Raw genomic sequence first — 23806 nt, 5'->3', positions numbered from 1 at the left:
CCCGTCAGCACAGAGCTGAGCGAGCATTTTCTATGTCGTCTAATTGAATTCATGGATGGCGGGGAGAGAGGGATTCGAACCCTCGCACGCATGACACGTCTACTCCCTTAGCAGAGGAGCCCCTTATAGCCACTTGGGTATCTCCCCATGGCTCCCCGAACAGGACTCGAACCTGTGACAACTCGATTAACAGTCGAGTGCTCTACCAACTGAGCTATCAGGGAATGTTTTTTCAAAAGCGACAAGTAATAATTTATCACGATTCAGAAATGAAGTCAAGCATTTGCGCAATATTTTTTTCAATCTTTTTTAATACGTGTTTTTGATCTCAGTATGTATGAGAAATATGATGATGCCCCATTGACTTCCCCTCCCTTTAAATGTTATTTATTGATTAATAAATAATCCTCAACCCACCCTTCACTTAAAAACTAAAAAAGGAGTAGATGACCCATGAGCCCCAAGGAGGAAATCGTAGCAAGCCGGAAAGAACAAATCCTACAAAGCGCGGCAGTCTTGTTCGCCTCTCAAGGCTATTACAAAACCACGACCGCGCATGTCGCGGAAGCCATTGGAGTAACCCAGCCTTATGTCTTTCATTTCTTCAAGACTAAAGAACAACTATATATCGCCGTATTGGATCGTGCCACTGAACGAATTCAGACAGCATTCGCTTCTATTGAAGGCCCCCCTGAGCAATTAACCCACCTAATGGGCGAAGCTTTCAACAATCTACTCGAATCCCATAGGAACGAGATGCTGCTGCTCATGCAGTGCTTCACAACACCCGAGCCCGGAGTACGAGAATTTGCGAAGCAAACATACTCTAATATCTACGAAAGAATAAAAGAACGGTTTGAGAATGCGGGAGTACCAGATGCAAGCCGTGAGGCCAGTTTGTTTATTTCCTGCGGACTCATCATTACACTCTCTGAAGTATTAGAAATGCCTAAATTGTCCCCGTGGCGTGACCCCGATTAATTTTTGGGGTTTCACTCTAGCAATCATTTATTTATCAATAAATAAAATAGAGGAGAGATAAAATGTTTACACCCGCTCGCGTACGTTTACTATTCGTTACCTGTATCGCCCTCTTCATGGCCATGCTTGATAATTTGGTGCTTGGAGTGGCGCTCCCTTCTATTCAGAAGGACCTTGGGGCAACCTTGACTGACTTGGAATGGTTCATGAATTCCTACACCTTGGCCTTTGCCGTACTCTTAATCCCTTTCAGTGTGCTAGGAGACTCTATCGGTCGGAAGAAGGTTTTTCTAGCTGGTGTTGTTGTCTTCACGCTTGGCTCCTTACTCTCGGGTCTCAGCGACACGTCTATTGGTTTGATCCTTTCCAGGGCTCTGCAAGGCGTTGGAGGAGCCGCAATTGTGCCACTTAGCCTTACACTGGTCAATTCCGCATTCCCTCCTGAAAAAAGGGCAGCAGCCATCGGATTATGGTCCGGAATTTCCGGTCTGGGGCTAAGTGTAGGTCCGTTAGTTGGAGGGTTGATTATGGAAGGCGCTCCATGGCAAATGATTTTCTATGTTAATGTGCCTGTGGGCGTAATTGCATTCGTTTTAGGGTTAAAATGGCTAGAGGAATCGCGCGGTATCCGTAAGCCGCTGGATCCATTAGGCATCCTACTGCTAACTACGGGTTTGTTCGGCATTATCTTCGGCTTGGAGCGCGGAAATTCGGAGGGATGGGGCTCTACAACAGTCGTTGCATCTATGGCTGCCGGTGGCTTGCTGCTGCTCCTATTTTACTTCTGGGAGAGAAAGCGGAAAAATCCTCTCGTGCGCTTCGATTTGTTCCGCCGCAAAGAATATACCTTCTATGTTTTCGCTGGCTTTTGGATGAACGCGGGCGTGTTCGGTGCTATTTTCCTATTAACCTTGTTTCTCCAGCAAGCCCAAGGGAATACACCTCTCGGAGCCGGAGTACGAGAAATGGCTTGGACAACGATGACCATGATTGCGGCCCCACTAGCCGGGTTAGCCATCAGCCGCTTAGGTAACCGTAACGTACTGCTTAGCGGACTGCTCTTCCAAGCTATCGCCCTCACCTGGTTTGCCTTGCTTATTCAAGCGAAAGGCTTCGACTTCCCATTCATCGAAATGCTTGGACCAATGATGCTAGCAGGTACAGGGATGGGACTAAGCTTTACCCCGCTATCACACGGACTCATTTCCTCCGTCCCTGAGGATGCAACTGGAGAAGCCGTCGGTATAGGCAATGCCACAAGAGAGCTAGGCGGCGTATTCGGCATCGCCATATGCGGCTTGATTTTCCAATCCGGGGCAGTCATTTCGTCACCACATGATTTTGCCAAACACGTTGTACCTAGCCTAGCGGTCGGCGCACTCATGATGGCTATTTCATTCCTTGCTATTGCGATTTTCGTAAAAAGAAGAAGCAAAACAGCCTTAGCTGCTTGATCCCGCACTATCCGACGGCTCCACCTGAGCATGAAATAGCTTAAGCTTCCCTTTGCAGCGACCGCATGCGTACTTACGAGGGTCTGTGCGGCGCTTGCGAGGGTAGTTCATTCCACAGGACTGGCATACGAGTAAATATTTAATCGGAAGCCGTCTAGCCACGCCAGGCAACGCCTTACAATGCCGTGTGGCACCAACTGCAACGAGCAATTGCTTGAAGTCGGCATCACGATGCTGATAGCCCCTTTTCTGCAAATGCAGATGATAATGGCAGAGCTCGTGCTTAATGATCGCTTCCGTCTCTTCGGGCCCATTAACTGCCAGCTGATGCGGACTGATCTCTATATTGTGACTTTTCGTAAAATAACGCCCACCAGTCGTTCTAAGCCGTGGATTAAACGATGCTTGATGTAGGAATGGTCGTCCGAAGTAGGTCAATGAGACCCTTTCAATCCAATGCTGAAGCTCCTGATCTTCCATATTATGTCCTCCCCGAGCCTAGTCTTAATATTTCTAAAATGAGATCAGCTTGGCCTACTTGAATTGTAGACTGAGATTGGGCTACACTGTCAAGTAGAAATGGTTGAGGGGAGACCGCTTACTATGCCCGAAATGTCTTATATTTTGCTACAAAAGGAGCAAGGTGATCTTCAATTTGTAGAAATGCCTGCTTCCCACGCTTATCAACTAAGCGCTTTGAACTTTCGCCTTCATAAAGAATTAACCAAATTAACGGCGGATAATGTGCCGCAGCTTCCAAGAGCGATTGCAGAATTTCGCAGCTTGGATCTTCTAGACGAGAATCAATCTCCAATCGGCGGCTTACATTACGTGAACGAATTGGAGCAAACCTTCGCAGCAATACGTGAAGATTCTTATCCGCTTATTTCACTTCTGACCGAAATACGTGCTCTGCAGGCACAATTAGAGCAATGGTACGAAGATGAGGATATGCTGTAGCAACCATTCCTCTCTCGGACCTGCACGGTCATCCGCCTAACCCCATATGCTATTCATACAGCATGTGATGGGAGGAGGACGATTCCGATGCCACAATGGCTTTGCAACCAATTAATGTCCGCATTTCAGAAAAAGGATCAACGGCAAATTCGTCTATTGAACGATTGCTGGTTTTATTACCGTGCCAAACCCGAGAAAGCCAAAGATACGTTAGGGATTATTCCTTGAACGTTCCAATTCAGCACAAGCAAGCAAAAAGGGATCTTCCACCCCGCCACCTGGCAGGATGTGAAGATCCCTTTTACATATTTCCATTAACGGATGTCTTAGAAATTAAATTCATTCCAGCTTGCTACCTCGTCTACGGCCAAGCGAACAGTAGGACGTCCTTCTTGCGCTGCTTTACCTACTGCGATAAGCATAATAGGAACGTAACGCTCTCCAATTCCGAAGGCTTCTACGAATTGATCCTTGTTGTACCCTCCCATTGGAACCGTATCATATCCTCTCGCTTTGGCAGCTAGCATTAACTGCATAGACACAAGACCACCGTCTGTATATACGATTCTGCTTGCAACCTCGGGTGGAAGCGAAGAATACATCTTTACCGTGCCAGCAATAAAACTATCCCTCATTGCTTCTGGCATATATCCAGCCTCATAAGTCCGATTATAGATCTTTTCCACGTTCTTATAGCCCTCTAAATCTCCAAGAACCGCAATAATGGCTGATGCCTCAACAATTTGCTTTTGATTATTTGCAATCGGGAGCAGCTTTTCCTTAAGCGGCTGTGAATCAATAACAAGGAATCTCCAAGGCTGAACATTAGACGAAGACGGAGCTAATACCGCTTCCTCTAGAAGCTCAGTCAAATCTTCCTTAGAAATTTTAAAAGTGGGATCGTACGCTCTTACGGACCGGCGTTCACGAATAACTGAAGAGAAAACGGCGTTCTGCGAGGCTTGAGTAGCTGACATTTGAATTCCTCCATTATTTTTAACTTTTTTAACTGAGGTGAATTTTGCACAGTATACCTCAAATAAGAAACAAATTTAACTGTTATATATTTTGCACAGTACACTGCAAATAAAAAACAAATTTAACTGTTGTATATATCGCACAGTATATGACGAGTAAAATGAAAAGTCAACTACCCAATCTCACGTACCAGCCAACGAGCTTGCCCGGTAGCCGTTCGCACGTTCAGCGATTTGTCCAACCGTATAGCGCTCAAGCAGCTTGATTAAAGAACGGTCCATTTCCGTAGTAAGCTCGCAGAAAATCTCCTTCATTTCCAGCCCAAAGGAATGAGTACCCGTCGTTTCTTTAATACCGAAACAGAGTGGATCACTTACCTGTAAAACGGAATATACTTCCGCCAACGAAATGGAGTAGGGATCTCTTCTCAAACGATATCCACCCTCACGACCTTCGCGTGTATCTAGAATACCACCCTTAACGAGCGTTGCAAGAATCCTCCGTAGCAGCGTCGCCTCGGATTGAATATATACAGCCAATTCTGCGCTTGGGCAAGTCTTCACACTGTCCTTAGATAAAATGACAAGTGCCTGCAGCGCTAATCCAAACCATTTGGGATGATGGGATCCAACGCATTTCTCAGAATTCATTTTATCACCTCCAGTTGCTTTAAATTGTATCGAAGTCGTTACGATAGGGCAAGGAATACTTTAAGCCCTTTCATAAAAATTCACAGAAAAGCCCGAAGCGGCAAGGCCGTCCGGGCTCATCATATCTATCGTTTAAGGCTGGCGCATCGTTAAGCTGACTCGTCCTTTTTTCAAATCTGAGCCGAGTACCCATACTGTCACCGTATCGCCGACTGCGACGACTTCAGTAGGATGCTTAACGAATTTATTGCTTATCTGGGAAATGTGTACGAGTCCGTCGTTCTTAATGCCAATATCGACGAATGCGCCGAAGTCTACAACATTCCGAACGGTACCCTTGAGCTCCATGCCCGGCTTAAGATCTTCAATATCGAGCACATCCGTATGGAAAATAGGCGGCGATAGCTCATCACGCGGATCACGTCCAGGACGCTGCAAGCTATCTACGATATCACGAAGTGTAGGAACACCAACTTCGAGCCGCTCGGATATTTCCTGCAGTTGGATATCCTTCAGCTTTTCCTTCAGCGTATCGGTTCCGATGTCAGTCAGCTTAAGCCCTAAATCCTTAAAGAGACGCCCGACAATCCCATAAGACTCGGGATGAATAGGGGTTTGGTCCAGTGGGTTTTTACCATCAGAAATACGTAGAAACCCTGCACATTGCTCATATGTTTTAGCTCCAAGCCGCGGAACCTTCTGGATTTGTGAGCGCTCCACGAATTTTCCGTTTTCCTCACGAAGCTTTACGATATTTTTAGCCATTGTCGCACTGATTCCCGATACATAAGAGAGAAGGGATGGAGAAGCCGTATTCACATCCACTCCAACATGGTTAACCGCGGATTCTACAACACCAGACAAGCTCTCGTCCAGCCTCTTCTGCGTGACGTCGTGCTGATATTGACCGACACCGATCGCCTTTGGTTCAATCTTGACCAGCTCAGCTAGCGGGTCCTGCAAGCGGCGGGCGATTGAGACCGCGCTGCGCTCGGATACATCCAGGTCAGGGAATTCCTCAGCTGCAAGCTTGGAAGCCGAATAAACACTCGCACCCGCTTCATTCACGATTAAATATTGCAGCTTGTGCTCAGGCGTACTATGAATGATGCCTACAACGAACTGCTCCGTCTCACGCGAGCCCGTGCCATTGCCGATAACAATCAATTGAATGCCATATTGATTAATTAATCGACGGAAAACAACCTCCGCCTCGGCTTTCTTATTATGAGGTGGGGTCGGATAAGTAACAGCGACCTCCAATAGCTTGCCCGTATCATCAACGACAGCTAGCTTACAGCCCGTCCGGTACGCGGGATCGACACCAAGAACAACCCGCCCCTTCACAGGCGCTTGAAGCAGGAGATTACGTAGGTTTTCGGAAAAAATCCCGATAGCATGCTCCTCAGCTTTCTCTGTCAGCTCGCCCCTTAGCTCTCGTTCGATAGATGGCGAGATTAGACGCTTATAAGCATCCTCAGTAACGACTGCTAATGTATCTCGTGTCACTGAAGGTCCCTTAATCGTTCTCCGATTAAGCTCTTCGACAATCCGTTCTATAGGCACATCAATAGAAACACCCAGCACCTCTTCACGTTCGCCCCGGTTCATCGCTAGAACGCGGTGCGGAGGTAGCCGTTTGATCGGTTCAGAATATTTGTAATACATCTCATACACAGTTTCCGCTTCTGCATCCTTCGCTTTGCTATACAGCACGCCCTGATCCCATGTAAACCGGCGCACCCAACGGCGAATATCCGCATCGTCTGCTAGCCCTTCAGCCACGATATCCGATGCACCCTGAACCGCTTCCTCAGGCGTATTGACGCCCTTATCTGCGTTGACATACTTAGCCGCTTCCCCTAATAAATCCCCTTGCCTAGGCTGGGATAACAGCCATATGGATAAAGGCTCCAAGCCCCGCTCCTTGGCGACGCTCGCCCTCGTTTTCCGCTTTTGCCGATAGGGCCGGTACAGATCCTCTACTTCCTGCAATTTGACCGCCTTCTCAATAGCCGCTTGCAGCTCAGGAGTAAGCTTACCCTGCTCATCAATGAGCCTAATAACCTCTCCCTTGCGATCTTCAAGACCCTTCAGATAAGTACGACGATCGTCTATGGCACGCAGCTGCACCTCGTCTAGCTCACCTGTCATTTCTTTACGGTATCTAGCGATAAAAGGAATCGTGTTCCCGTCGTCCAATAAAGACGCCACGGTACGAACTTGCCCTAAGCCGATGCCAAGCTCTCCCGCAATTTGCTTAATCATTCTTTCTTGCACGTTCACTACTGTCGTCTCATTGCCAACGCTCATTAAATAGTGCCTCCCGCCAATGATTTACATTCTATTATTATGTCGTTCTTAGTCATAAGAAAGCAAGTAAACACCGATGAACTAGCGCTTTTAGTAAAAGAAAAAGCCCCTTCCCGGCATTACCGGTACAGAGGCAATCTTGTGATAAGCACCCGTTTGTCCTTTTAGATAGCCCAGTTACCTTTGCGGAAGATCGGAACGACCGTCCCGTCAGCAAGCACGCCATCAATATCCATGTTCCCGGACCCTATCATGAAATCAACGTGCATGATGCTGGAGTTAACACCGCTTGCCGCTAGCTCTTCAGGAGACATGACTTTGCCGCCTTCTACATTGAATGCATACCCGCTTCCAATGGCGAGATGGTTTGAAGCATTTTCATCAAATAATGTATTGAAGAACAATACGTTGGATTGAGAGATTGGCGACTCGTGGGGCACAAGCGCGACCTCACCAAGATAATGCGAGCCTTCATCCGTATCGACCAGCTGCTGCAGAATCTCCTGTCCCTTCTCAGCTTCGACTTGAACAATTCGCCCGTTCTCGAACGTTATCTTAAAGCCATCGATGATATTGCCTCCATGGCTAAGTGGCCTTGTGCTTGATACGTAACCGTTAACGCCAGTTTTAAGAGGAACTGTAAATACTTCCTCCGTCGGTATATTAGCCATAAAAGGCACATCATTCACATTCGTACTGCTAGCAGCAACCCAAACATGCTTCTCTGGCAGTTCAATCGTTAGATCTGTTCCCGGAGCACGATATTGTAGCTTATGAAAATGCTTTTCGTTCAAAATATCGCTCTTCCGATGCAGCGTTGCATTGTGCTCTTCCCAGGCTTGAACGGGATCAGCAGCATTTAGACGAACGGCAGTGAAGATAGCTTCCCATAGCTGCTCGACTGCATGCTCCTGCGAGCTACTGTCAGGGAACACTTTGATAGCCCAATCCTTTGTAGAAGCCGCGACTACTGTCCAGCTTACTTTATCGGCCTGAATGGCGCGTCTGAATTCTGCAAGTCCCGTGCCCGCTGCCTTCTGATAATTACCTATACGCTTTGAATCAATGCCTTTAAGCAAATCCGGATTAGGCGAGATAATGGAGATGAATGCAGCTCCACTCGCTACAAAAGCACCTCTCTTAGCTGTCTCCCATGCTGGAAAATGAGTAAATACCTCATCCGCCGCTTTCTCGTATTTCAATCTGGACAAAGCTTCATCCGTCCAATCGACATGAACGTTGCTTGCTCCAGCTTCATAGGCTCTGTCAGCCACTAGGCGAACAAGGTTAGCCATCTCGATAGAGCCTGTGATGAATACCTCCTGCCCTGCTTGAACGTTCACACCGACCTTAACGATTAACTCTGCATATTTCTCCAATTGCTTTTCCAATCCCATTACTGCTCACTCTCCCATCCTCTATGTACAACCCTATTCTATATAAAAATGACAGGAAACCGCTATTACGCAGCCCCTGCCTCGTCTTAGAAATCAATTAATCCTACGCTAATCTGCAAAGCTTCATCCACCTTGCGCATGGTCTCATCGTCCAGATGCGTGATTTTGTCCGTTAATCGTTGCTTATCGATTGTGCGGATTTGCTCAAGCAGGATAACCGAGTCGCGCTCCATGCCATGATTCTTTGCTTCGATTTCGACGTGTGTGGGCAGCTTCGCTTTCTGAATCTGAGCCGTTATAGCCGCAATAATAACTGTTGGGCTAAAACGGTTGCCAATATCATTCTGGATAACAAGAACAGGACGAACACCACCCTGCTCCGAACCAACGACCGGCGACAAATCGGCGTAGAAAACATCCCCGCGCTTCACAATCAAAGCCTACACCCCGCTTACGAGGCGTCCGAGTATATTGTCGGCATCTTCTTCGGCGTGAAAAGCTTCAGATGCCATATTCAGATTGATCTTGGCCATTTCCAAATAGCCACGTTGCATCGCATCACGAATTAACCGCTTCTTGCGATCAACTAAGTAATGCTTCATAGCCTGGCGGATTATCTCGCTGCGGTTGGTATTTTCCTTGGCGACTACGAAGTCGACTTCACGCAGCAAATGATCCGGAAGACTGATCATAATGCGTTTCGTATTGTGTAAATTGGCCACCGAACGGACACCCCCAAAGATTTTCCAACAAGCACCCTATTTCCCAGTATGCATGAGTCTGCTAAGAAATATACGAACCATAAGTTAAAAACAGCATAACTTTTAATATCTATCATCGTACTAAATTAGCATTCGAGATAGATGCCTAACATTCCTGCCTTAATCATACAAAAAAATGCTATCCAATATTACCCAAGCAGCGGATTGACAACCGATATTATCTTACCATTACTGCGATAAACCCGCGCAACCCTAGCCGCCAGCATGCAAGTTATTTCATAATTAATTGTCCCTAGCCTCGTTGCGACTTCTTCAACAGATATAGTGCTATCTCCTTGTCGCCCGATCAGCACAACCTCTTCGCCCACTTCAATCTGCGGCAAATCTTGAACCTCGGCATCACTTAAGCGAATCATGCATTGATCCATACAGATCCTGCCTAGCACAGGAACTCTATGTCCACGAACAAGCACTTCCGCATTTCCACTTAACATTCGGCTAAAACCGTCCGCGTAACCAATCGGCAAAGTACCAATAGATTCAGTGTCCTGCGTAAAATAACGCGTTCCGTAGCTAATCCCTTCACCAGCAGCCAAGCTTTTGACATGCACAACGGAGGTTTTCAAGGTGAGCACGGGCTCCAATTCCACATGGTCGGAATTGACTTCCGGACTAGGGTACAGACCGTACATGCTAATACCGAGACGCAGCATTTGACCGACATGCTCTGGCAAATCTATTCCCGTGGCGCTATTTCCACAATGAATAATTGATATCGGTAGCCCTGAGCGTTTTACGTAATCTACAACACTCCCGAACCGCTGCACCTGAAGTAATGTGTATTCCTTATCTACTTCATCCGCACGCGCATAGTGAGTGTATAGCCCCTCTACCTCAAGCTGGGGTAGCGTGAAAGCCCTCTCCAAGAACCGCTCTGCTTCTTTGCCTGGAAGTAAACCTAATCGGCCCATCCCAGAATCAATTTTTATATGCGCTTTTAATTTCTTACCCACGTCAGAGACAGGAAGAGCTTCTACATCATCCAGCATCTGTTCACGATATAAAGTTACTGTAATGCCTTTCTCCCTTGCAAGGAGCAGTCCCTCTACCGGAGTATATCCTAGCACCAGAATGGGAGCCTCTATTCCTGATGAGCGTAGTTGCAACGCTTCATCCAAGAACGCAACCCCTAAGTAATCTACACCAGTCGCTACAGCTCTGCGGGCAATTTCTACTGCCCCATGCCCGTAAGCATTTGCTTTAACTGATGCTAGTATTTTTGTACCTTCAGGTACACGTTTACGGAACACCCTAATGTTGTGATCAAGGGCATCTAAAGAAATCTCGGCCACAGTTGGCCGATAATAACAGTCCACAGACCGTTCACCTACCCTACCCTGCTGCTAATGCTACATTATAGTAATGTTACCGGGAGGATGCGGTACTGTCAACGCTAAACAGGTTGGAAACCTATTCCTATCTAGATAATTTCAAACGATAGTCGTAATCTATGGGACCACGTGGCAGAAGCTTAGATAACTATGCTTGTGCCAAAGGCCGATCATAGAACGACCGGCCTTTGGCTACTTTTTTATTTACCTGAGGATTCCGTCATCGATTGAGCGATTGTAATCATAGCTTCAGGCGGAAGATCCTCTGTACTCAGACGGAATTCAATTCCATCCTTCGTCCAAGTCAGCGTGCTAGACTCGCCTTCTGTGAGATGCCCCATCGTGAATCCAAGGTCCAGTGCAATTCCTTTGCTTAACGTAACAGCTCTATCCTTAGCCACTGACTCTACTATTGTAAAATCATAGCTTCCAGTATAACGAAGCATAATACCTTGATGCTCCCCGAGCTGCACTTCTGTTGTATCTCTTTGCTCAACACCTACCGGTAATGCATCTATATCCGGCTCGATTGGTTTAAATTCAATGGCTGCAACTGGTGTAGTATTACCATTTCCAGTTACCCCCTCTTGATCAGGTTGCGCGGTGGTTTCATTGTCAGGTGTTGCCGAAGGATCCGGGGCTGCTGTATTATCTGGGCTCGCACTACCATTTGACGAATCTGAAGGCTTAGTGTTAGGAGTGGCTCCCATGTTCTTTTCCATGTCGAATGCGGATTTATCAAATTTCTTGCCGAATTTGAAGGTGTCAAAATTGACCTCTACCATCAGCTTTGCATTTGCATCCGAAACCTCGACATGTCTTGGAGCATAATCATTTTGTGCTAACCAAATCTTCTGACGTGCGAACGAGCCATTCTGATAATTACCAGCCATGACATCGAATACATAGCTGTCTTTAGTTGTAGTGAACTGACGAGAGTTATCCAAGATAATGCTCTGAGCTAACGTCTGGTACAAGTAAACCTGTCCTTGATTTTTCGGCCAATCGCTTTGGAAACGATAGCTTTTATTGAGCTGCGGCGTGAGAACGAATACACCGTCTGCGTTACGAAGCACAATTTGCGTAACATCCTGCTTCTCATTCGTTAGCGATATCCGGTATAGATCCGGCTTCTGGTACCACACCTCTACCTTGTACGTTTGCGGCTGCTGTCCTGTATGTAAGATCATCGTACCGCTGCCTTCATAACTCTCCATCTTGCCAACAACCTTGTCCAAGTCCTTCACGATCGAATCCGCGTTTTTGCTCCCACAGCCGGCCAATAAAATGACCGAGACAAGAGCAATAGCAGTGATCCATGAAATCCGACGACGCATGCGATCCACCCCTCTGCACATTAATAATTCCATGGTTCATGTCTATGAGGGGACTTGACCATTTATGCAGACTAGCCTGACAAGCTTTTTGAATGGGAGTATTAAATCACACCTATTACATCAATAACTTGAATCCCAATACCACTTTATTGAAAAAAATCTCTTCGTAGACAAAAGTTTCCTTCTATGATTATTATAAAATATCTAAAGAAAAGCGAGTGATGAACATGAAAAGTTTATGTCTTATTTCAGCGCAATATCAAATAAGGGACACGGAGCTGTAATATTCATCAATATAACCTCCTCTGTGTCACATATATTAATGGAGGTAAGCATGACAAACCAAAACAATAAATATAGCGGTAACTTTTACGAAGAGATAGGTAACTTTTTAGGAGAAAATTACTTGAATTTTGGTTTTACTAAGGGGACACTGCAAGAAGTTGATTTTTTGATAGAGCACATGGACCTGCAAGCAGACGCTTCAATAATCGATATCGGATGTGGTCCAGGTCGGCATAGCTTAGAATTATCACGCCGTGGTTTCATGACAACGGGAGTTGATATTTCTTCATCTTTTATTGAACTGGCTCAAAGAAGAGCTGCCGAGGAAAATTTGAATGCTACGTTCATCGTGGCAGATGCCCGTCGTTTACCGTTGACTCAATCATATGATGGAGCCATCTGTCTATGTGAAGGTGCATTTGGTTTAGCCGGTGACGATGAAGGGCATAAACAAATACTTCGTGAAGTTCATCGCGTATTAAAGCGTGACTCACTGTTTGTTTTAACGGCCATTAACGCCCTAAGCGCAGTTAGAATTGACGATAACATGAATGCTTACACCAATACTACAAGCGCTATTGAAACGATCACCAACTCCGAAGGAGCTTCAAAGGAAGTTGGGATTTACACAACCGCCTTCACTTTCCGAGAGCTCAAGCTCCTCTTTGAACAATCCGGATTCAGAGTATTGAACGGATATGGATGTTCCGCTGGAAACTTTAGTGATAAGCAATTGTCTGTATCTGACATTGAAATTATGATTGTTGCACAAAGAATATAAAATAAGAGAAGACAGCGGCGAGTAAATATTTGCCGCTGTCTTCTTTTTGATCACAACACAACGAACAAGCATTTATTCCAGCTGTTCATCTATCGTTTTCAAACGGTTCAATTCTTTATCAAGCGCTAGTGCTAATTCGTGTAACCTAGCAGGAATATTATGATCCTCTGTTCTCAGAAGCTCTTGAAATTGGGCAGTCAGCTCTTTATTCCATGCCTGGGTAAAAAACTGATTTGCCTCACTAGATGATTTCACTACATAATCCATTTCCTTAAGGGCTACGCTTTTGCTCGGATCTGTTGTTTGGCCTGCCGCTTCTGCCACTTTCGCACTGGTTAGAATTGTATCTGAGAATTGGATTGAATCTTCATTATTCGTTAACGTGAGATATTCAATAAATGCCCACGCTTCCTGGGGATGCTGGCTTTTCTGAGAGATTCCAATTGTTGAGAATCCAATAGCATTAGCTCGCTTACCTGCTTCGAAATAGGGAAGCGATGCAATGCCCAATTTATCCTTATTCGTTCCCTCGAAAGAATAAAATTTAGAGAAGGCACTATTAAGAATCATCCCTGTGCTATAGTCGACAAATCCATCCAAGGCATCACTATTGCTTTTAGGACTTAGCTTATGAAGCTCGTCCACATTGTCTTGATAATACTGATTAAGCCACTGTATGGTGCGGACTGCCTCAGGACTATCTAAATACCCAACTGAAGTATCCCCACTCGGCGACAATATCCCTTTTCCTGTACTCGCCATAAGTACGTCGAAGGTTAAAGGCTCGTAAGGTAACACTGAGCCGCTGCCAATGGACGGTTTTATTTTTTTCGAAATGTCTCTAAACTGTTCCCAGGTCCACTCCTCTTGAGGATAAGGAATTCTCGCCTTATCAAAAATATCCTTATTATATAAAATCACCCTTGGATTAACGGCATACGGTAGCAAAAGTAATTTGCCATTAATTGTGCCCGCTTCAAGGATCGTCTGATTAATATCCATTTGCCCTGGCCCAGATAAGCTTACTAGTGAAGACATATCTCTCAACCATCCATTTTGCTCTGCCAAACCGAGCTTGTTAATTGCAAATGGGACAATATCCTGCGGCTTATCACTTTCAAGTAGCTTTGTATCGTTATCGGTTAAAGCCATTGCCTCATTAGACTCCAAGTAATCTATTATTACTTTAATATCTGGGTTTAGTTTGTGAAAATTTTCAGCAGCCTTTACGAGCTTCCCATCTGCAAAGAAAGGATGATTCTCTGGATAGAAGACCTGAAAATGAATCTCGACGGCCTTCGAATATTCCTTATTATCGCTGCATCCCGATGAGCTCCAAGCCATAATAGTTAGCATTGAAATCGCTAGAAATTTCTTCATCCGCAAAATATTCCACCCTTTTTAATATTTTAGGAATATTATACAACATTACCAATCTACTAGGGTTAAAAAATTGGGCGTGCCAACAGTGGCTTCGGTCACATTAACGTACCCTCGTTCCACTATCGCCCGTCAAACAACAGCTTCAGCCCTAATAAGGAACCCTCCGTTCACTATCGCCCGCCAATCAGTAACTTCGGCCCTAATAACGAACCCTCCGTTCACTATCTCCCGCCAATCAGTAACTTCAGCCCTAATAAGGAACCCTACGTTCACTATCGCCCGCAAATCAGTAACTTCAGCCCTAATAAGGAACCCTCCGTTCACTATCTCCCGCCAAACAGTAACTTCGGCCCTAATAACGAACCCTCCGTTCACTATCTCCCGCCAAACAGTAACTTCAGCCCTAATAAGAAACCCTCCGTTCACTATCTCCCGCCAATCAGCAACTTCAACCCTAATAAAGAACCCTCCGTTCACTATCTCCCGCCAAACAGTAACTTCAGCCCCAATAAGGAACCCTGCGTTCACTATCTCCCGCCAAACAGTAGCTTCAACCCTAATAACGAACCCTACGTTCACTATCTCCCTCCAAACAGTAACTTCAGCCCTAATAAGGAACCCTACGTTCACTATCGCCCGCCAATCAGTAACTTCGGCCCTAATAACGAACCCTCCGTTCACTATCGCCCGCCAAACAGTAACTTCAGCCCTAATAAGGAACCCTACGTTCACTATCTCCCGCCAATCAGCAACTTCTAGCCTAATAAGGAACCCTACGTTCACTATCTCCCGCCAAACAGTAACTTCAGCCCTAATAAGGAACCCTCCGTTCACTATCTCCCGCCAATCCACAGCTTCTTCCACAATAGAGGAAGTGGGGTGCGCTAAAAGCCCGCTATTACAACCTCTAACTTTTACCCACTTTAAAATAAAATTTAAGTATTCCGCATTCTTCACTTGCAAAACCTTTAATTCCGAGTATAATACTTGGTATACACCAAAAAGAGAGTTTGGAGCTGATTCCCATGAGGACATTACCGAAGCAAGTTGCTCAAGTCTGGATCGACGATCAATTGGATTTATTCAACTTTGCTGTGGAAATCGGTGACTCCGAGTGGCAGAACCAGATCCTTGAGCAGTTCAAGCATAAGGAAGTTGCAATTGAGGAACTCAAGGCACACCGAGTACGCCAAGAATTGTGGATTCGGTTTGACGAGGTTAACCAGAAGATGCTTGAGCTATATGAACAGCTTCGCATTAATGATAATAGTGACAGACAACAAGCGTTGAAAGAGCGCGTGTGGGAATTAAAAGTACAAAGGAACGTTATCGGCCACCAAATCCGCGAAATTGGATGACACCTTTATGAGTACTGGCATTTGCACCTTATAAAGTCTATAAAATAAAAAAAGCCCCGATCCCTTTACCGGAACCGAAACACCTGCACTATCATATGCTATTATTACAGCTTCATCTGCTCTACCCGGAAAATGGGATGGCATGCAGCTGTCTGCTCTGCCCGTCTGCGGAATGGTCAGATTCCAAAGACGTTATTACATGGAAACTTGTTTCATCTCACGCATCATTTTCATCATCATTGTTGTCATTTCGTCGCACTCTTGCATTTTAGCCATCATCATGTCTACATCCATGTCCATTGATTTCATCATGTTCATGTCCATCATTTGCATTTGGTCCATCATCATCTTCATACACTTCATCTTGCACATCATTTCTTCCATACACATGTTCATCATCATCTTCATCGCCATATTTTCCATTTATTCCATCTCCTCATTATTAGCTTCATATACAAGTTACTACAGTTCTTGAACCTATTCAAGAACTTTTTTGCATTTTTTACTATTTTTTTATTGCTACTGCGTTTTCTATGTGATATAAATATTAGTTAGCCCTTTTATTCTGACTTTTCCAGTTGGAATTACCACTTCTATCGGAATTAAAAAACATAGAATGACGAACAACTCATTCACTATAAAACCCTATCAAATATGCCCCTATCTTACATTATTCATGAACTTGTGCCATCAACTATAGCTAACTCCCGTTCAACCTCATCTAATTGATCTTCTCCAAATACTTTGATTCCATTTTTTCTTAGCAATTCCGCAGTCGTACCTTCACCTGCTATCTTCGCATCAGTAAATGACCCGTCGTAAATAAACAAGCTTCCGCATGACGGACTATCCTGCTTCAAAATCGCAATCGTCGCCTTATGCTCCAAAGCTAATTTCAGTGCCGCTTGCGCACCCTTCTCGAACGGTTCGGTGACATCGACACCATCTCCAGTAACGACACGATCTCCCTGACGCTGCGCATCCGGGCGAGGTGTCTGAAGCCCACCGACCACTTCCGGGCAAATATGAACCAATCTCCCCGCTTCATGCCAATTCAAGAACCGCTGATCCAGACAAGGAACATCTCCATTGTCATACCTCACCTTATGGCCTAATAGGCAGGCGCTTACTAACACTTTTTGAGTCATCGTAACTCCTCCAGTCATTTAATTGAGACAAATTAATTACATTAAACCTTAAATTCCAATATGAATAGTATATATTATAAAGGATTGATTTAACAGCATTCTCTGCTAAAATTTTGAAACAAAACCATTAGAACAATAGGCTTGCAACACCATTCGCCGTATCACTTGGGACAATAGCTATAATTTGTATACCTCTAGCACTCCAAGCGAAGACACGCGTGCGGTATCGAAGAAAAGACGATTGAAGAGTGAGTTCTCGCCTATTCAGGGTTTATAAATAAAAAAAGCCGCCTAACCCATTTGTGGGAAAGACGGCTCTCTGTCTATCTATATGTATGTATGTATGTCTCTTGGATGCTATTTTGACATCGGCACTATGAAGCTACTTGCTCCATAATCGAGTTCATTACTTCCTCGGTTACGTCCTTGCCGCCCTTTAGGTTTGTAAATAACGCGCCAATGGTATAGATCGGGCCCCACGGTATCCCCCACCAGCCTACTAACAAACTGAGGAGAGTATATTTCATCCCCTTCCCAACAGAGCTTTCGTTATATCTAACAAAATAAATATCTGAGCTGCGTTTGAAGGTCATTAATATAACGGAGAAGCAGTAAGTATAAACCACGAATTTCCCGCCTTGCTGTACTTCATCCTGAATATTCGTTACTGTCATTCCATCAATTCCATCAATACGCACTTTCAATTCCTCGCCTTCACTTTTTGTGATTCGATGTCCTAAATTAACACCTTAACAAGCTTATAAAGCGTCAGGGCTCCTTCATGTTCAGGCTCAAGGGCCAAGGTTTTAACCGTATAATCCAATGCACAGTCATAGCTCTCCACCTCATAGCTGCAAACAGCAAGATGATAGAGCACTTCGGAATCTGCCTCACTATGATGAAGTGACTGTTCAAAGAAAAACAACGAATCCTCGAACATATACATCTGATAAAGCAGGAACCCGCAGTATAACGCCAAGTTGTGCATCTCATTCATATCATAATAGGATTTCCACATTTTGTGAATCCCACTACGAATATCCTCCATCTCCTGCTCTGTGCAATCTGGAAGAAGATCAGATATCCGACGAACGCTTTGCAGCAGCCATTGGGCATCATAGCCACCTAGTCGCCAGAGGGCTAGAACTTGTCGCAGCTCCATTTCCTCCAGTTGACCATCGAACCATTCCTTCATGCTAAAAAAATCATCAGGACCAAACCGTTCGATGAATCTACGATAAGCTAGCCGAGTGTTCGCATAACCCATCGGATCATGTAGCATGAGAATGCAGCCTACGTTTAAGTTGTTATGATGATGCGTGGTGAAGTACGACACTGCACCCTTCTGCTCGAAAAACATTTGAATAGCATGATAGTTGGCTGTAATTGAGAAGCTTCCGTGATGAATTAACTTAGGAGGCTCAGCGAATTCCCAGCTTTCTAATCGATGGTCACCTTTATCCGCCGTCAGCAGCAGGAAGCCCTGTTGTGACAGCTGTCCAATCCGCTCTAAGCACTCCAAACCAATAGCTGGGAAAAGAATATGGGAATCCTCAAGCTTCTCTCTGTAAAGCTCAACCACGTTATGGTACGGATATGTTTTTCGTTCGTAATCGGCTGCACGCCGGTAGTGATATTCAAGAACGGCTTGCTTCAGCATTTCCGATGGGCTTTGATCAGCACCCTCCACCCCGCTCGGAAGCTGTAAGGAAACCTTGCATTCGTAGACTTTACCTTCTTCTACGTAGATCAGCTCTTGCGGAATGCTATCGAAGAAGTAATTGGCTATAACCAACAACGGCTGATGCAGATCACCTTTTCCCAAAAGGACACCCGATTGCACCAGTCTTAATTCTGTGTCCTTAACTGCATCAAATTTCGCAAAATCCAATATCCCTTGTTCAAGGTAGGGAATTAAGCCTCTATGCTGTTGCCAATAGCTTATATTTTTGTCAGCTAAATCACTCATAACATAACGGAAAGGGGGAAGCGAAATACCCGCAAATTCTATAAGCCCGCACAACTCGTTAAGAATATGGAAGGCTAATCGACCTGAGCCTGCTCCAAGCTCAACGATCGTGACAGGCTCAGAGGTGCTATCTAATCGGGCTCTATCTTGAAGAAACCCGAATATCATTTCGGCATAAGCCATAGCAATGATTGGATTACTTGTTATGTATTGAGGGACTTCCTCTGTTTGCCACGCCTTAATTCCTTGCTCTTCATAATAAGAGCGCTGCAGCTCCCAGATGGGCGATTCACTGAAACGGTAAAGGTGCTGTTCTGTTTGTGTCATCTTGTTTATACCTGCTTCACATAATTTACTGACAAGCTTAGTCTATCCTATTTTCCATAGTCGCGAATTAGAGAAAGCTGTGTGAGGAAGCTATTCATTAATCAAAGCTTCGTTTGTAAAATAGCTTGATCGATGTGCGCGCGCACCAGAGGGAGAATACTGTGAAAAATAGTGCCCAGAATACTGCGGGAATGTAAGTGTCGCTGCTGAGATTAGCCGCATCCCCCCCAGGTCCGGAATTTTGAAACGTATTACTAAGAATAATCAATGAGCTAATGACTGACTCCACTAAGCAGAGAAAGGCAATGAGTAAATAATAAGCTTTCAGCAACCCTGGACGTGAAAAATAGCATACTATGATCGTTAGAGCAGCAAAGCCCCCGCACCAAGCCATACCATAGCCATTTCGAACAAATAAAGACAAGCCAAGCAAGGCGACAACCGCAATTGCAATTAACCCTTCCTTCTCATTCTTCTTGGAGTGCAGGTAAAATAAGAGCATCGCAAACAACGCCGAGCCCATATATCCCGCAAGTGAAATCGGAATGGACTTCCACGTACCCGCATAGGAAGAATACGTAACGCCGCTCTGATCGGCATAGAGATGAATAAACATGACTTTGCCTGACAGCATAAGAGTAACAAGGGCGTGTGACAGCTCATGCACCAATGTATCTACATTGCGGAAAAATTCAGAGAACGGAATGAATCGAGTTAGAAATACTGTTACCGCTAGGAACACAGCCGTTTTTAGCCAGGATTGGATAGTAATCTCCTCTTTCTTAACTAGAAGGTAAGGCGACTTCTAACAAAATCCTCTTCACCCCCGTAAATTAGTTAGATTATACCACCCAAATAACGTTAATTACATATAATTAAATAGAAGATGCTGGGTATTTAGGAGGGTTCTTATTTTATTTGTCGAAATAACTGATTATGACAAAAACTCGAAAATCAATCCTCATTACTATTTTATTTATAGTGATTCTTACAGGTATACGCCTTCTTTGGATTACTCTACAAGCGACACCTGAGCATCCTCATGCCGTTCAAGGTGTGTTGGATTTAAGAAGCTGGGACTTTAAGGAGAATCGCCCCCTTACACTAGATGGTCAGTGGGAGCTCTACCCGGATCAGCTTATTACGGGGCAAGAATTAGATGATCCTTCTTTACATAAAATTTCAAGCTTCATTCAGGTTCCGGGAAAATGGGGAAAGGCGTTATCGTCGAGCTCCTCAGAATCTGATTATGGCTATGGGTCTTATCGGTTGCGCGTACTCATTGATCAAGCTGCGGGACAATCCTTCGGCATATATATTCCAAGCATAGCAACCTCTTCAAAGCTATTCATCGATGGGCGACCGCTGGGCCGATCAGGTCAGCCTTCATCTAGTAAGGAAACGTACACTTCACTGAATAATCCTTACTCGGTTTCTTTTACAACGGATACAGATGAAGTCGAAATCATTATTCAAGTAGCTAACTACAAAAACCCTTACTTCGGTGGAATAACCCAATCGATTAAATTAGGCTCCGAAAATGCTACAAATAAAGAAGCTTGGTTTTCTATAGGAATGCAGCTAACTGTGTGCATTGTTCTTCTGATGCACGTTATTTATGTTTTTGTTCTTTATTTAATAGGAACACGACTAAGAGCACTCATTTTCTTTTCCCTGCTCATTATATCAATGGTTCTCTTGACCTTACTTAACGATGATAAGCTGCTGCTAGTATGGACACCCTTGAACTACGATTGGAATATTAAGCTCGGATACTTATCCCTTATTGGCGTTGCTGTTTTCCTGCTTCAGTTTATCCTGCACTTGCTGCCGGAATATCGTAAAATCAAAGCTTTTCGTTGGTATACCATAATTAGTCTCATAAGCGCACTGCTTATTCTGTGTTTCCCTGTTTCCCTTACTCTGTTCCTTAGCTACAAATACTTGTTTGTATTTATTTTATTATTCCCGGTCCTTGTCACACCTGCTCTCACGCTGCATACGGTTTTGAAGAAAGAAGAAGACGCCATCTTCTTATTGCTAGGTGCAACAGCCATCACAATTAATGTCGGATGGAGCACTTATAAGGCAGCTTTCTGGAATGAAATGGGCTTTTATCCGGTTGATTTGATCGTCACACTCCTTGCATTTGCAGCCTTCTGGTTCAGGCGTTATTTCCGAAGCTCCGAAGAGACGAAGATCCTTGCAGATAAGCTACAAAAGACAGATAAGCTGAAGGACGACTTCTTAGCCAACACTTCTCACGAGCTAAGGAATCCGCTTCACGGCATGGTCAATATCGCACAGACTGTTCTCGAAAGCGAAAAGAGCTCTCTGGGCGAAAAGAACACGAAAAATCTAGAGCTTCTCATTAACGTTGGGCGAAGAATGTCGTTTGTTTTGAATGATTTGCTAGATATTGAGCGCTTGAAGGAGAAAGGTATTAAGCTACAGAAAACAAACGTCCGAATTCAAGCTGCGGCTTCGGGAGTATTTGATATGCTACGTTTTATGACGGAGGGAAAATCAGTCACCCTCTTGAATAACATCCCCGATTCCTTTCCCCCTGTCATAGCAGATGAAAATCGACTTATTCAAATTTTGTTTAATCTGCTCCATAACGCTGTTAAATTCACTAACGAGGGCACTATCTCGCTTGAAGCTAAAATAATAAACGGAAAAGCCCATATTCTCATAGAGGATTCGGGTATTGGCATGGATCATGAGACCCAACAAAGGATTTTTATCCCCTACGAGCAAGGCGACTCTGGGATGACCTCCCTGGGTAACGGGCTTGGTCTAGGCTTAAGCATTTGCAAGCAGCTAGTGGAGCTACATGGTGAAACCATCTGGGTAAACTCTAGCCCTGATCAAGGCTCTGTATTTACCTTTACGTTGCAGCTATCCAATGGTTCTTCTTTGGAGCAAGAAATTAATGAAATGATCACTACGTCACCTGCATCTCTTGTTCTTGCAGAAACGTTGGCTAGTTCTTATAAGGACGTACCTACAGACTCTATCTCTGATTCGAAAGATTCCCTTAGTATGGAAAAGCTTAGCATATTAGCAGTAGATGACGACCCCTTAAATCTGAATATACTTGTTAATGTCCTTTCTCCTGAATCTTACACAATCGTAACCGCAACCAGTGGAAAAGAAGCACTAGCCTTGCTGGATACTCAAGAATGGGACTTGGTTATTTCTGATGTCATGATGCCGCATATGTCTGGATATGAATTGTCGCAAGCTATTCGTGAGCGTTTCTCTACTGCTGAGCTCCCGATTCTACTGCTTACTGCACGCAGCCGATCAGAGGACATTGAGACCGGATTTCTATCGGGGGCTAATGATTATGTTACTAAGCCTATGGATGCGATGGAGCTTAGATCACGAGTTCGCGCACTAACGGGGTTAAAAAATTCTGTTCGGCAGCGGCTTCGCATGGAGGCAGCTTGGCTACAAGCACAAATTCAGCCTCATTTCTTATTTAATACTTTAACTGCTATAGCTGCACTAAGTGAGATTGACATTTCAAGAATGCGTTCATTATTGCAAGCCTTCGGGGAATATCTCCGTGCTAGCTTTGATTTCAAAAATGCAGATCAGCTCGTTCCGCTTAAGCATGAGCTAGGACTTGTTCGTTCCTATCTGTACATTGAGAAAGAACGGTTTGAAGATAGACTTAAAGTAAATTGGGAGGTTGACGAGAAAATCCGTTTACTGATCCCTCCGCTTTCCATCCAGCCTTTGGTCGAGAATGCCGTTCGGCACGGTATCATGAAGCGTTCGCGAGGCGGAGAAATTACGATCCGAATCAATGATCACGAGGATTATGCGGAAGTTGTCATTGAGGACAACGGCGTGGGAATGTCAGAGGAAATATACGATTATGCACGATCGGGTAATAGTGACGATAGATCGGGGATCGGTCTGCTTAATACGGATCGTCGATTAAAACAACTATATGGTAAGGGACTTCACATTGAGAGCTCCCCTGGTCGTGGAACAACGATTTGCTTTGATGTGCTTAAGCGTAAGAAGTAGGAGTGCGTTCAACCTTTTGCTATTTCTAGGACGATTTCTAGTACGATTTCTAGTGCGATTTCTATCGATCATAGTTTTTGCGGGGAAGTATCTCCTTCCGGGTGCTGGTTGGAATCGTGAAATCTGAATGGGTAAACTCCTAACAAGGAGATTTCACGATTCCAAAGGCACACGCTTCGCTCCTACAGGAGATACATCCCCTCTTTTTTTTATCGATTAAATAGGCCTAGAAATTCACCAAGCATACTCGGCTGACTCCGTGGTATATGGCTTACGAACTCAATAAGTCTTATTTGATCAAAATCTAATGGTTTTATATTTTAACGAA

The 23806-nt window shown here is 44.7% G+C and carries 23 protein-coding genes and 2 tRNA genes; 7 read left to right on the top strand and 18 right to left on the bottom strand.

Annotated features, from left to right (window positions below; genetic code table 11):
* Positions 1-56: 56 nt before the first annotated feature.
* Positions 57-147: transfer RNA gene (locus KCTCHS21_RS06320), tRNA-Ser, on the bottom strand.
* Position 148: 1 nt separating this feature from the next.
* Positions 149-224: transfer RNA gene (locus KCTCHS21_RS06315), tRNA-Asn, on the bottom strand.
* 229 nt (positions 225-453) lie between these two features.
* On the opposite strand from KCTCHS21_RS06315, the gene KCTCHS21_RS06310 reads away from it, so the two are divergent.
* Entirely contained in the window at positions 454-981 is a 528-nt protein-coding gene (locus tag KCTCHS21_RS06310; RefSeq protein ID WP_130605993.1) for a TetR/AcrR family transcriptional regulator, read from the top strand.
* A gap of 62 nt (positions 982-1043) precedes the next feature.
* Entirely contained in the window at positions 1044-2435 is a 1392-nt protein-coding gene (locus KCTCHS21_RS06305) for an MFS transporter (protein ID WP_130605991.1), read from the top strand.
* Here KCTCHS21_RS06305 and KCTCHS21_RS06300 read toward each other — a convergent pair.
* Positions 2424-2915: a SprT family protein gene (locus KCTCHS21_RS06300; RefSeq protein ID WP_130605989.1), complete on the bottom strand. Its 492-nt coding sequence runs from the start codon at positions 2913-2915 to the stop codon at positions 2424-2426. The two genes, KCTCHS21_RS06305 and KCTCHS21_RS06300, sit on opposite strands and share 12 nt — an antisense overlap.
* Positions 2916-3038: 123 nt before the next feature.
* Here KCTCHS21_RS06300 and KCTCHS21_RS06295 point away from each other — a divergent pair, with 123 nt between their 5' ends.
* Positions 3039-3395: a hydrolase/acyltransferase gene (locus tag KCTCHS21_RS06295; RefSeq protein ID WP_130605987.1), complete on the top strand. Its 357-nt coding sequence runs from the start codon at positions 3039-3041 to the stop codon at positions 3393-3395.
* Positions 3396-3482: 87 nt separating this feature from the next.
* Positions 3483-3623: a cortex morphogenetic protein CmpA gene (cmpA, locus tag KCTCHS21_RS06290; protein ID WP_130605985.1), complete on the top strand. Its 141-nt coding sequence runs from the start codon at positions 3483-3485 to the stop codon at positions 3621-3623.
* Positions 3624-3721: 98 nt separating this feature from the next.
* Here cmpA and KCTCHS21_RS06285 read toward each other — a convergent pair whose 3' ends face one another.
* From KCTCHS21_RS06285 to KCTCHS21_RS06250, 8 genes are all read right to left on the bottom strand, one after another.
* Positions 3722-4372 carry a nitroreductase family protein gene (locus KCTCHS21_RS06285; protein ID WP_130605983.1) on the bottom strand — a complete coding sequence of 217 codons (651 nt, stop codon included), beginning with the start codon at positions 4370-4372 and terminating at the stop codon, positions 3722-3724.
* 183 nt (positions 4373-4555) lie between these two features.
* Positions 4556-5023 carry an RrF2 family transcriptional regulator gene (locus KCTCHS21_RS06280; protein WP_130605981.1) on the bottom strand — a complete coding sequence of 156 codons (468 nt, stop codon included), beginning with the start codon at positions 5021-5023 and terminating at the stop codon, positions 4556-4558.
* A 132-nt stretch (positions 5024-5155) separates the two neighbouring features.
* Positions 5156-7336, bottom strand: coding sequence for a Tex family protein (locus tag KCTCHS21_RS06275; RefSeq protein WP_130605979.1), 2181 nt, complete (start codon positions 7334-7336; stop codon positions 5156-5158).
* A 164-nt stretch (positions 7337-7500) separates the two neighbouring features.
* Positions 7501-8733, bottom strand: coding sequence for an aminopeptidase (locus tag KCTCHS21_RS06270; RefSeq protein WP_130605977.1), 1233 nt, complete (start codon positions 8731-8733; stop codon positions 7501-7503).
* An 86-nt stretch (positions 8734-8819) separates the two neighbouring features.
* Positions 8820-9170: a type II toxin-antitoxin system PemK/MazF family toxin gene (locus KCTCHS21_RS06265; protein WP_130605975.1), complete on the bottom strand. Its 351-nt coding sequence runs from the start codon at positions 9168-9170 to the stop codon at positions 8820-8822.
* 3 nt (positions 9171-9173) lie between these two features.
* Positions 9174-9455 (bottom strand): CopG family ribbon-helix-helix protein, encoded by a 282-nt coding sequence (locus tag KCTCHS21_RS06260; RefSeq protein ID WP_130605973.1) that lies wholly within the window; start codon positions 9453-9455, stop codon positions 9174-9176.
* A 188-nt stretch (positions 9456-9643) separates the two neighbouring features.
* Positions 9644-10831 (bottom strand): alanine racemase, encoded by a 1188-nt coding sequence (alr, locus tag KCTCHS21_RS06255; protein WP_130605971.1) that lies wholly within the window; start codon positions 10829-10831, stop codon positions 9644-9646.
* A 215-nt stretch (positions 10832-11046) separates the two neighbouring features.
* Positions 11047-12183, bottom strand: a complete 1137-nt coding sequence (locus tag KCTCHS21_RS06250) for a LolA family protein (RefSeq protein ID WP_130605969.1) — start codon at positions 12181-12183, stop codon at positions 11047-11049.
* Positions 12184-12517: 334 nt separating this feature from the next.
* Here KCTCHS21_RS06250 and KCTCHS21_RS06245 point away from each other — a divergent pair, with 334 nt between their 5' ends.
* Positions 12518-13249 carry a class I SAM-dependent methyltransferase gene (locus tag KCTCHS21_RS06245; protein WP_157993966.1) on the top strand — a complete coding sequence of 244 codons (732 nt, stop codon included), beginning with the start codon at positions 12518-12520 and terminating at the stop codon, positions 13247-13249.
* Between the two features lie 72 nt (positions 13250-13321).
* Here the strand turns inward: KCTCHS21_RS06245 and KCTCHS21_RS06240 are convergent, their stop codons facing one another.
* A complete protein-coding gene (locus KCTCHS21_RS06240; RefSeq protein ID WP_130605965.1) occupies positions 13322-14629 on the bottom strand; it encodes an ABC transporter substrate-binding protein in 1308 nt (435 codons plus the stop codon).
* A gap of 132 nt (positions 14630-14761) precedes the next feature.
* On the bottom strand, positions 14762-15589 hold the full coding sequence (locus tag KCTCHS21_RS06235; protein ID WP_130605963.1) for a hypothetical protein: 828 nt from the start codon (positions 15587-15589) through the stop codon (positions 14762-14764).
* A gap of 68 nt (positions 15590-15657) precedes the next feature.
* Between KCTCHS21_RS06235 and KCTCHS21_RS06230 the strand changes: the two genes are divergently transcribed.
* Complete coding sequence (locus tag KCTCHS21_RS06230; RefSeq protein WP_130605961.1) at positions 15658-15990, top strand: hypothetical protein; 333 nt, start codon at positions 15658-15660, stop codon at positions 15988-15990.
* A gap of 195 nt (positions 15991-16185) precedes the next feature.
* On the opposite strand, the gene KCTCHS21_RS06225 is transcribed toward KCTCHS21_RS06230, so the two are convergent.
* From KCTCHS21_RS06225 to KCTCHS21_RS06205, 5 genes are all read right to left on the bottom strand, one after another.
* Positions 16186-16404, bottom strand: a complete 219-nt coding sequence (locus tag KCTCHS21_RS06225; RefSeq protein WP_232058102.1) for a hypothetical protein — start codon at positions 16402-16404, stop codon at positions 16186-16188.
* A gap of 260 nt (positions 16405-16664) precedes the next feature.
* Positions 16665-17138 carry a 2-thiouracil desulfurase family protein gene (locus tag KCTCHS21_RS06220; RefSeq protein WP_130605957.1) on the bottom strand — a complete coding sequence of 158 codons (474 nt, stop codon included), beginning with the start codon at positions 17136-17138 and terminating at the stop codon, positions 16665-16667.
* Between the two features lie 374 nt (positions 17139-17512).
* A complete protein-coding gene (locus tag KCTCHS21_RS06215) occupies positions 17513-17842 on the bottom strand; it encodes a hypothetical protein (RefSeq protein WP_197726510.1) in 330 nt (109 codons plus the stop codon).
* 32 nt (positions 17843-17874) lie between these two features.
* Positions 17875-19434: a tetratricopeptide repeat protein gene (locus KCTCHS21_RS06210; protein WP_130605955.1), complete on the bottom strand. Its 1560-nt coding sequence runs from the start codon at positions 19432-19434 to the stop codon at positions 17875-17877.
* A gap of 97 nt (positions 19435-19531) precedes the next feature.
* Positions 19532-20176: a M50 family metallopeptidase gene (locus tag KCTCHS21_RS06205; protein WP_232058101.1), complete on the bottom strand. Its 645-nt coding sequence runs from the start codon at positions 20174-20176 to the stop codon at positions 19532-19534.
* 194 nt (positions 20177-20370) lie between these two features.
* Here KCTCHS21_RS06205 and KCTCHS21_RS06200 point away from each other — a divergent pair, with 194 nt between their 5' ends.
* Positions 20371-23478, top strand: coding sequence for an ATP-binding protein (locus tag KCTCHS21_RS06200; RefSeq protein WP_130605951.1), 3108 nt, complete (start codon positions 20371-20373; stop codon positions 23476-23478).
* The last annotated feature ends 328 nt before the right edge of the window (positions 23479-23806 follow it).

The sequence above is a fragment of the Cohnella abietis genome (genome assembly GCF_004295585.1).
GTDB classification, from domain to species: Bacteria; Bacillota; Bacilli; order Paenibacillales; family Paenibacillaceae; genus Cohnella; species Cohnella abietis.
Note: the sequence above shows the minus strand (reverse complement) of the source record. Positions and strands in the feature narration are given on the sequence as shown.

What these genes read in the sequence shown, in the direction of transcription:
- KCTCHS21_RS06310 (WP_130605993.1), top strand. Translation starts at nt 454, where the DNA reads ATGAGCCCCAAGGAGGAAATCGTAGCAAGCCGGAAAGAACAAATCCTA.
- KCTCHS21_RS06305 (WP_130605991.1), top strand. Translation starts at nt 1,044, where the DNA reads ATGTTTACACCCGCTCGCGTACGTTTACTATTCGTTACCTGTATCGCC.
- KCTCHS21_RS06300 (WP_130605989.1), bottom strand. Translation starts at nt 2,915, where the DNA reads ATGGAAGATCAGGAGCTTCAGCATTGGATTGAAAGGGTCTCATTGACC.
- KCTCHS21_RS06295 (WP_130605987.1), top strand. Translation starts at nt 3,039, where the DNA reads ATGCCCGAAATGTCTTATATTTTGCTACAAAAGGAGCAAGGTGATCTT.
- cmpA (WP_130605985.1), top strand. Translation starts at nt 3,483, where the DNA reads ATGCCACAATGGCTTTGCAACCAATTAATGTCCGCATTTCAGAAAAAG.
- KCTCHS21_RS06285 (WP_130605983.1), bottom strand. Translation starts at nt 4,372, where the DNA reads ATGTCAGCTACTCAAGCCTCGCAGAACGCCGTTTTCTCTTCAGTTATT.
- KCTCHS21_RS06280 (WP_130605981.1), bottom strand. Translation starts at nt 5,023, where the DNA reads ATGAATTCTGAGAAATGCGTTGGATCCCATCATCCCAAATGGTTTGGA.
- KCTCHS21_RS06275 (WP_130605979.1), bottom strand. Translation starts at nt 7,336, where the DNA reads ATGAGCGTTGGCAATGAGACGACAGTAGTGAACGTGCAAGAAAGAATG.
- KCTCHS21_RS06270 (WP_130605977.1), bottom strand. Translation starts at nt 8,733, where the DNA reads ATGGGATTGGAAAAGCAATTGGAGAAATATGCAGAGTTAATCGTTAAG.
- KCTCHS21_RS06250 (WP_130605969.1), bottom strand. Translation starts at nt 12,183, where the DNA reads ATGCGTCGTCGGATTTCATGGATCACTGCTATTGCTCTTGTCTCGGTC.
- KCTCHS21_RS06245 (WP_157993966.1), top strand. Translation starts at nt 12,518, where the DNA reads ATGACAAACCAAAACAATAAATATAGCGGTAACTTTTACGAAGAGATA.
- KCTCHS21_RS06240 (WP_130605965.1), bottom strand. Translation starts at nt 14,629, where the DNA reads ATGAAGAAATTTCTAGCGATTTCAATGCTAACTATTATGGCTTGGAGC.
- KCTCHS21_RS06230 (WP_130605961.1), top strand. Translation starts at nt 15,658, where the DNA reads ATGAGGACATTACCGAAGCAAGTTGCTCAAGTCTGGATCGACGATCAA.
- KCTCHS21_RS06225 (WP_232058102.1), bottom strand. Translation starts at nt 16,404, where the DNA reads ATGGCGATGAAGATGATGATGAACATGTGTATGGAAGAAATGATGTGC.
- KCTCHS21_RS06220 (WP_130605957.1), bottom strand. Translation starts at nt 17,138, where the DNA reads ATGACTCAAAAAGTGTTAGTAAGCGCCTGCCTATTAGGCCATAAGGTG.
- KCTCHS21_RS06210 (WP_130605955.1), bottom strand. Translation starts at nt 19,434, where the DNA reads ATGACACAAACAGAACAGCACCTTTACCGTTTCAGTGAATCGCCCATC.
- KCTCHS21_RS06200 (WP_130605951.1), top strand. Translation starts at nt 20,371, where the DNA reads ATGACAAAAACTCGAAAATCAATCCTCATTACTATTTTATTTATAGTG.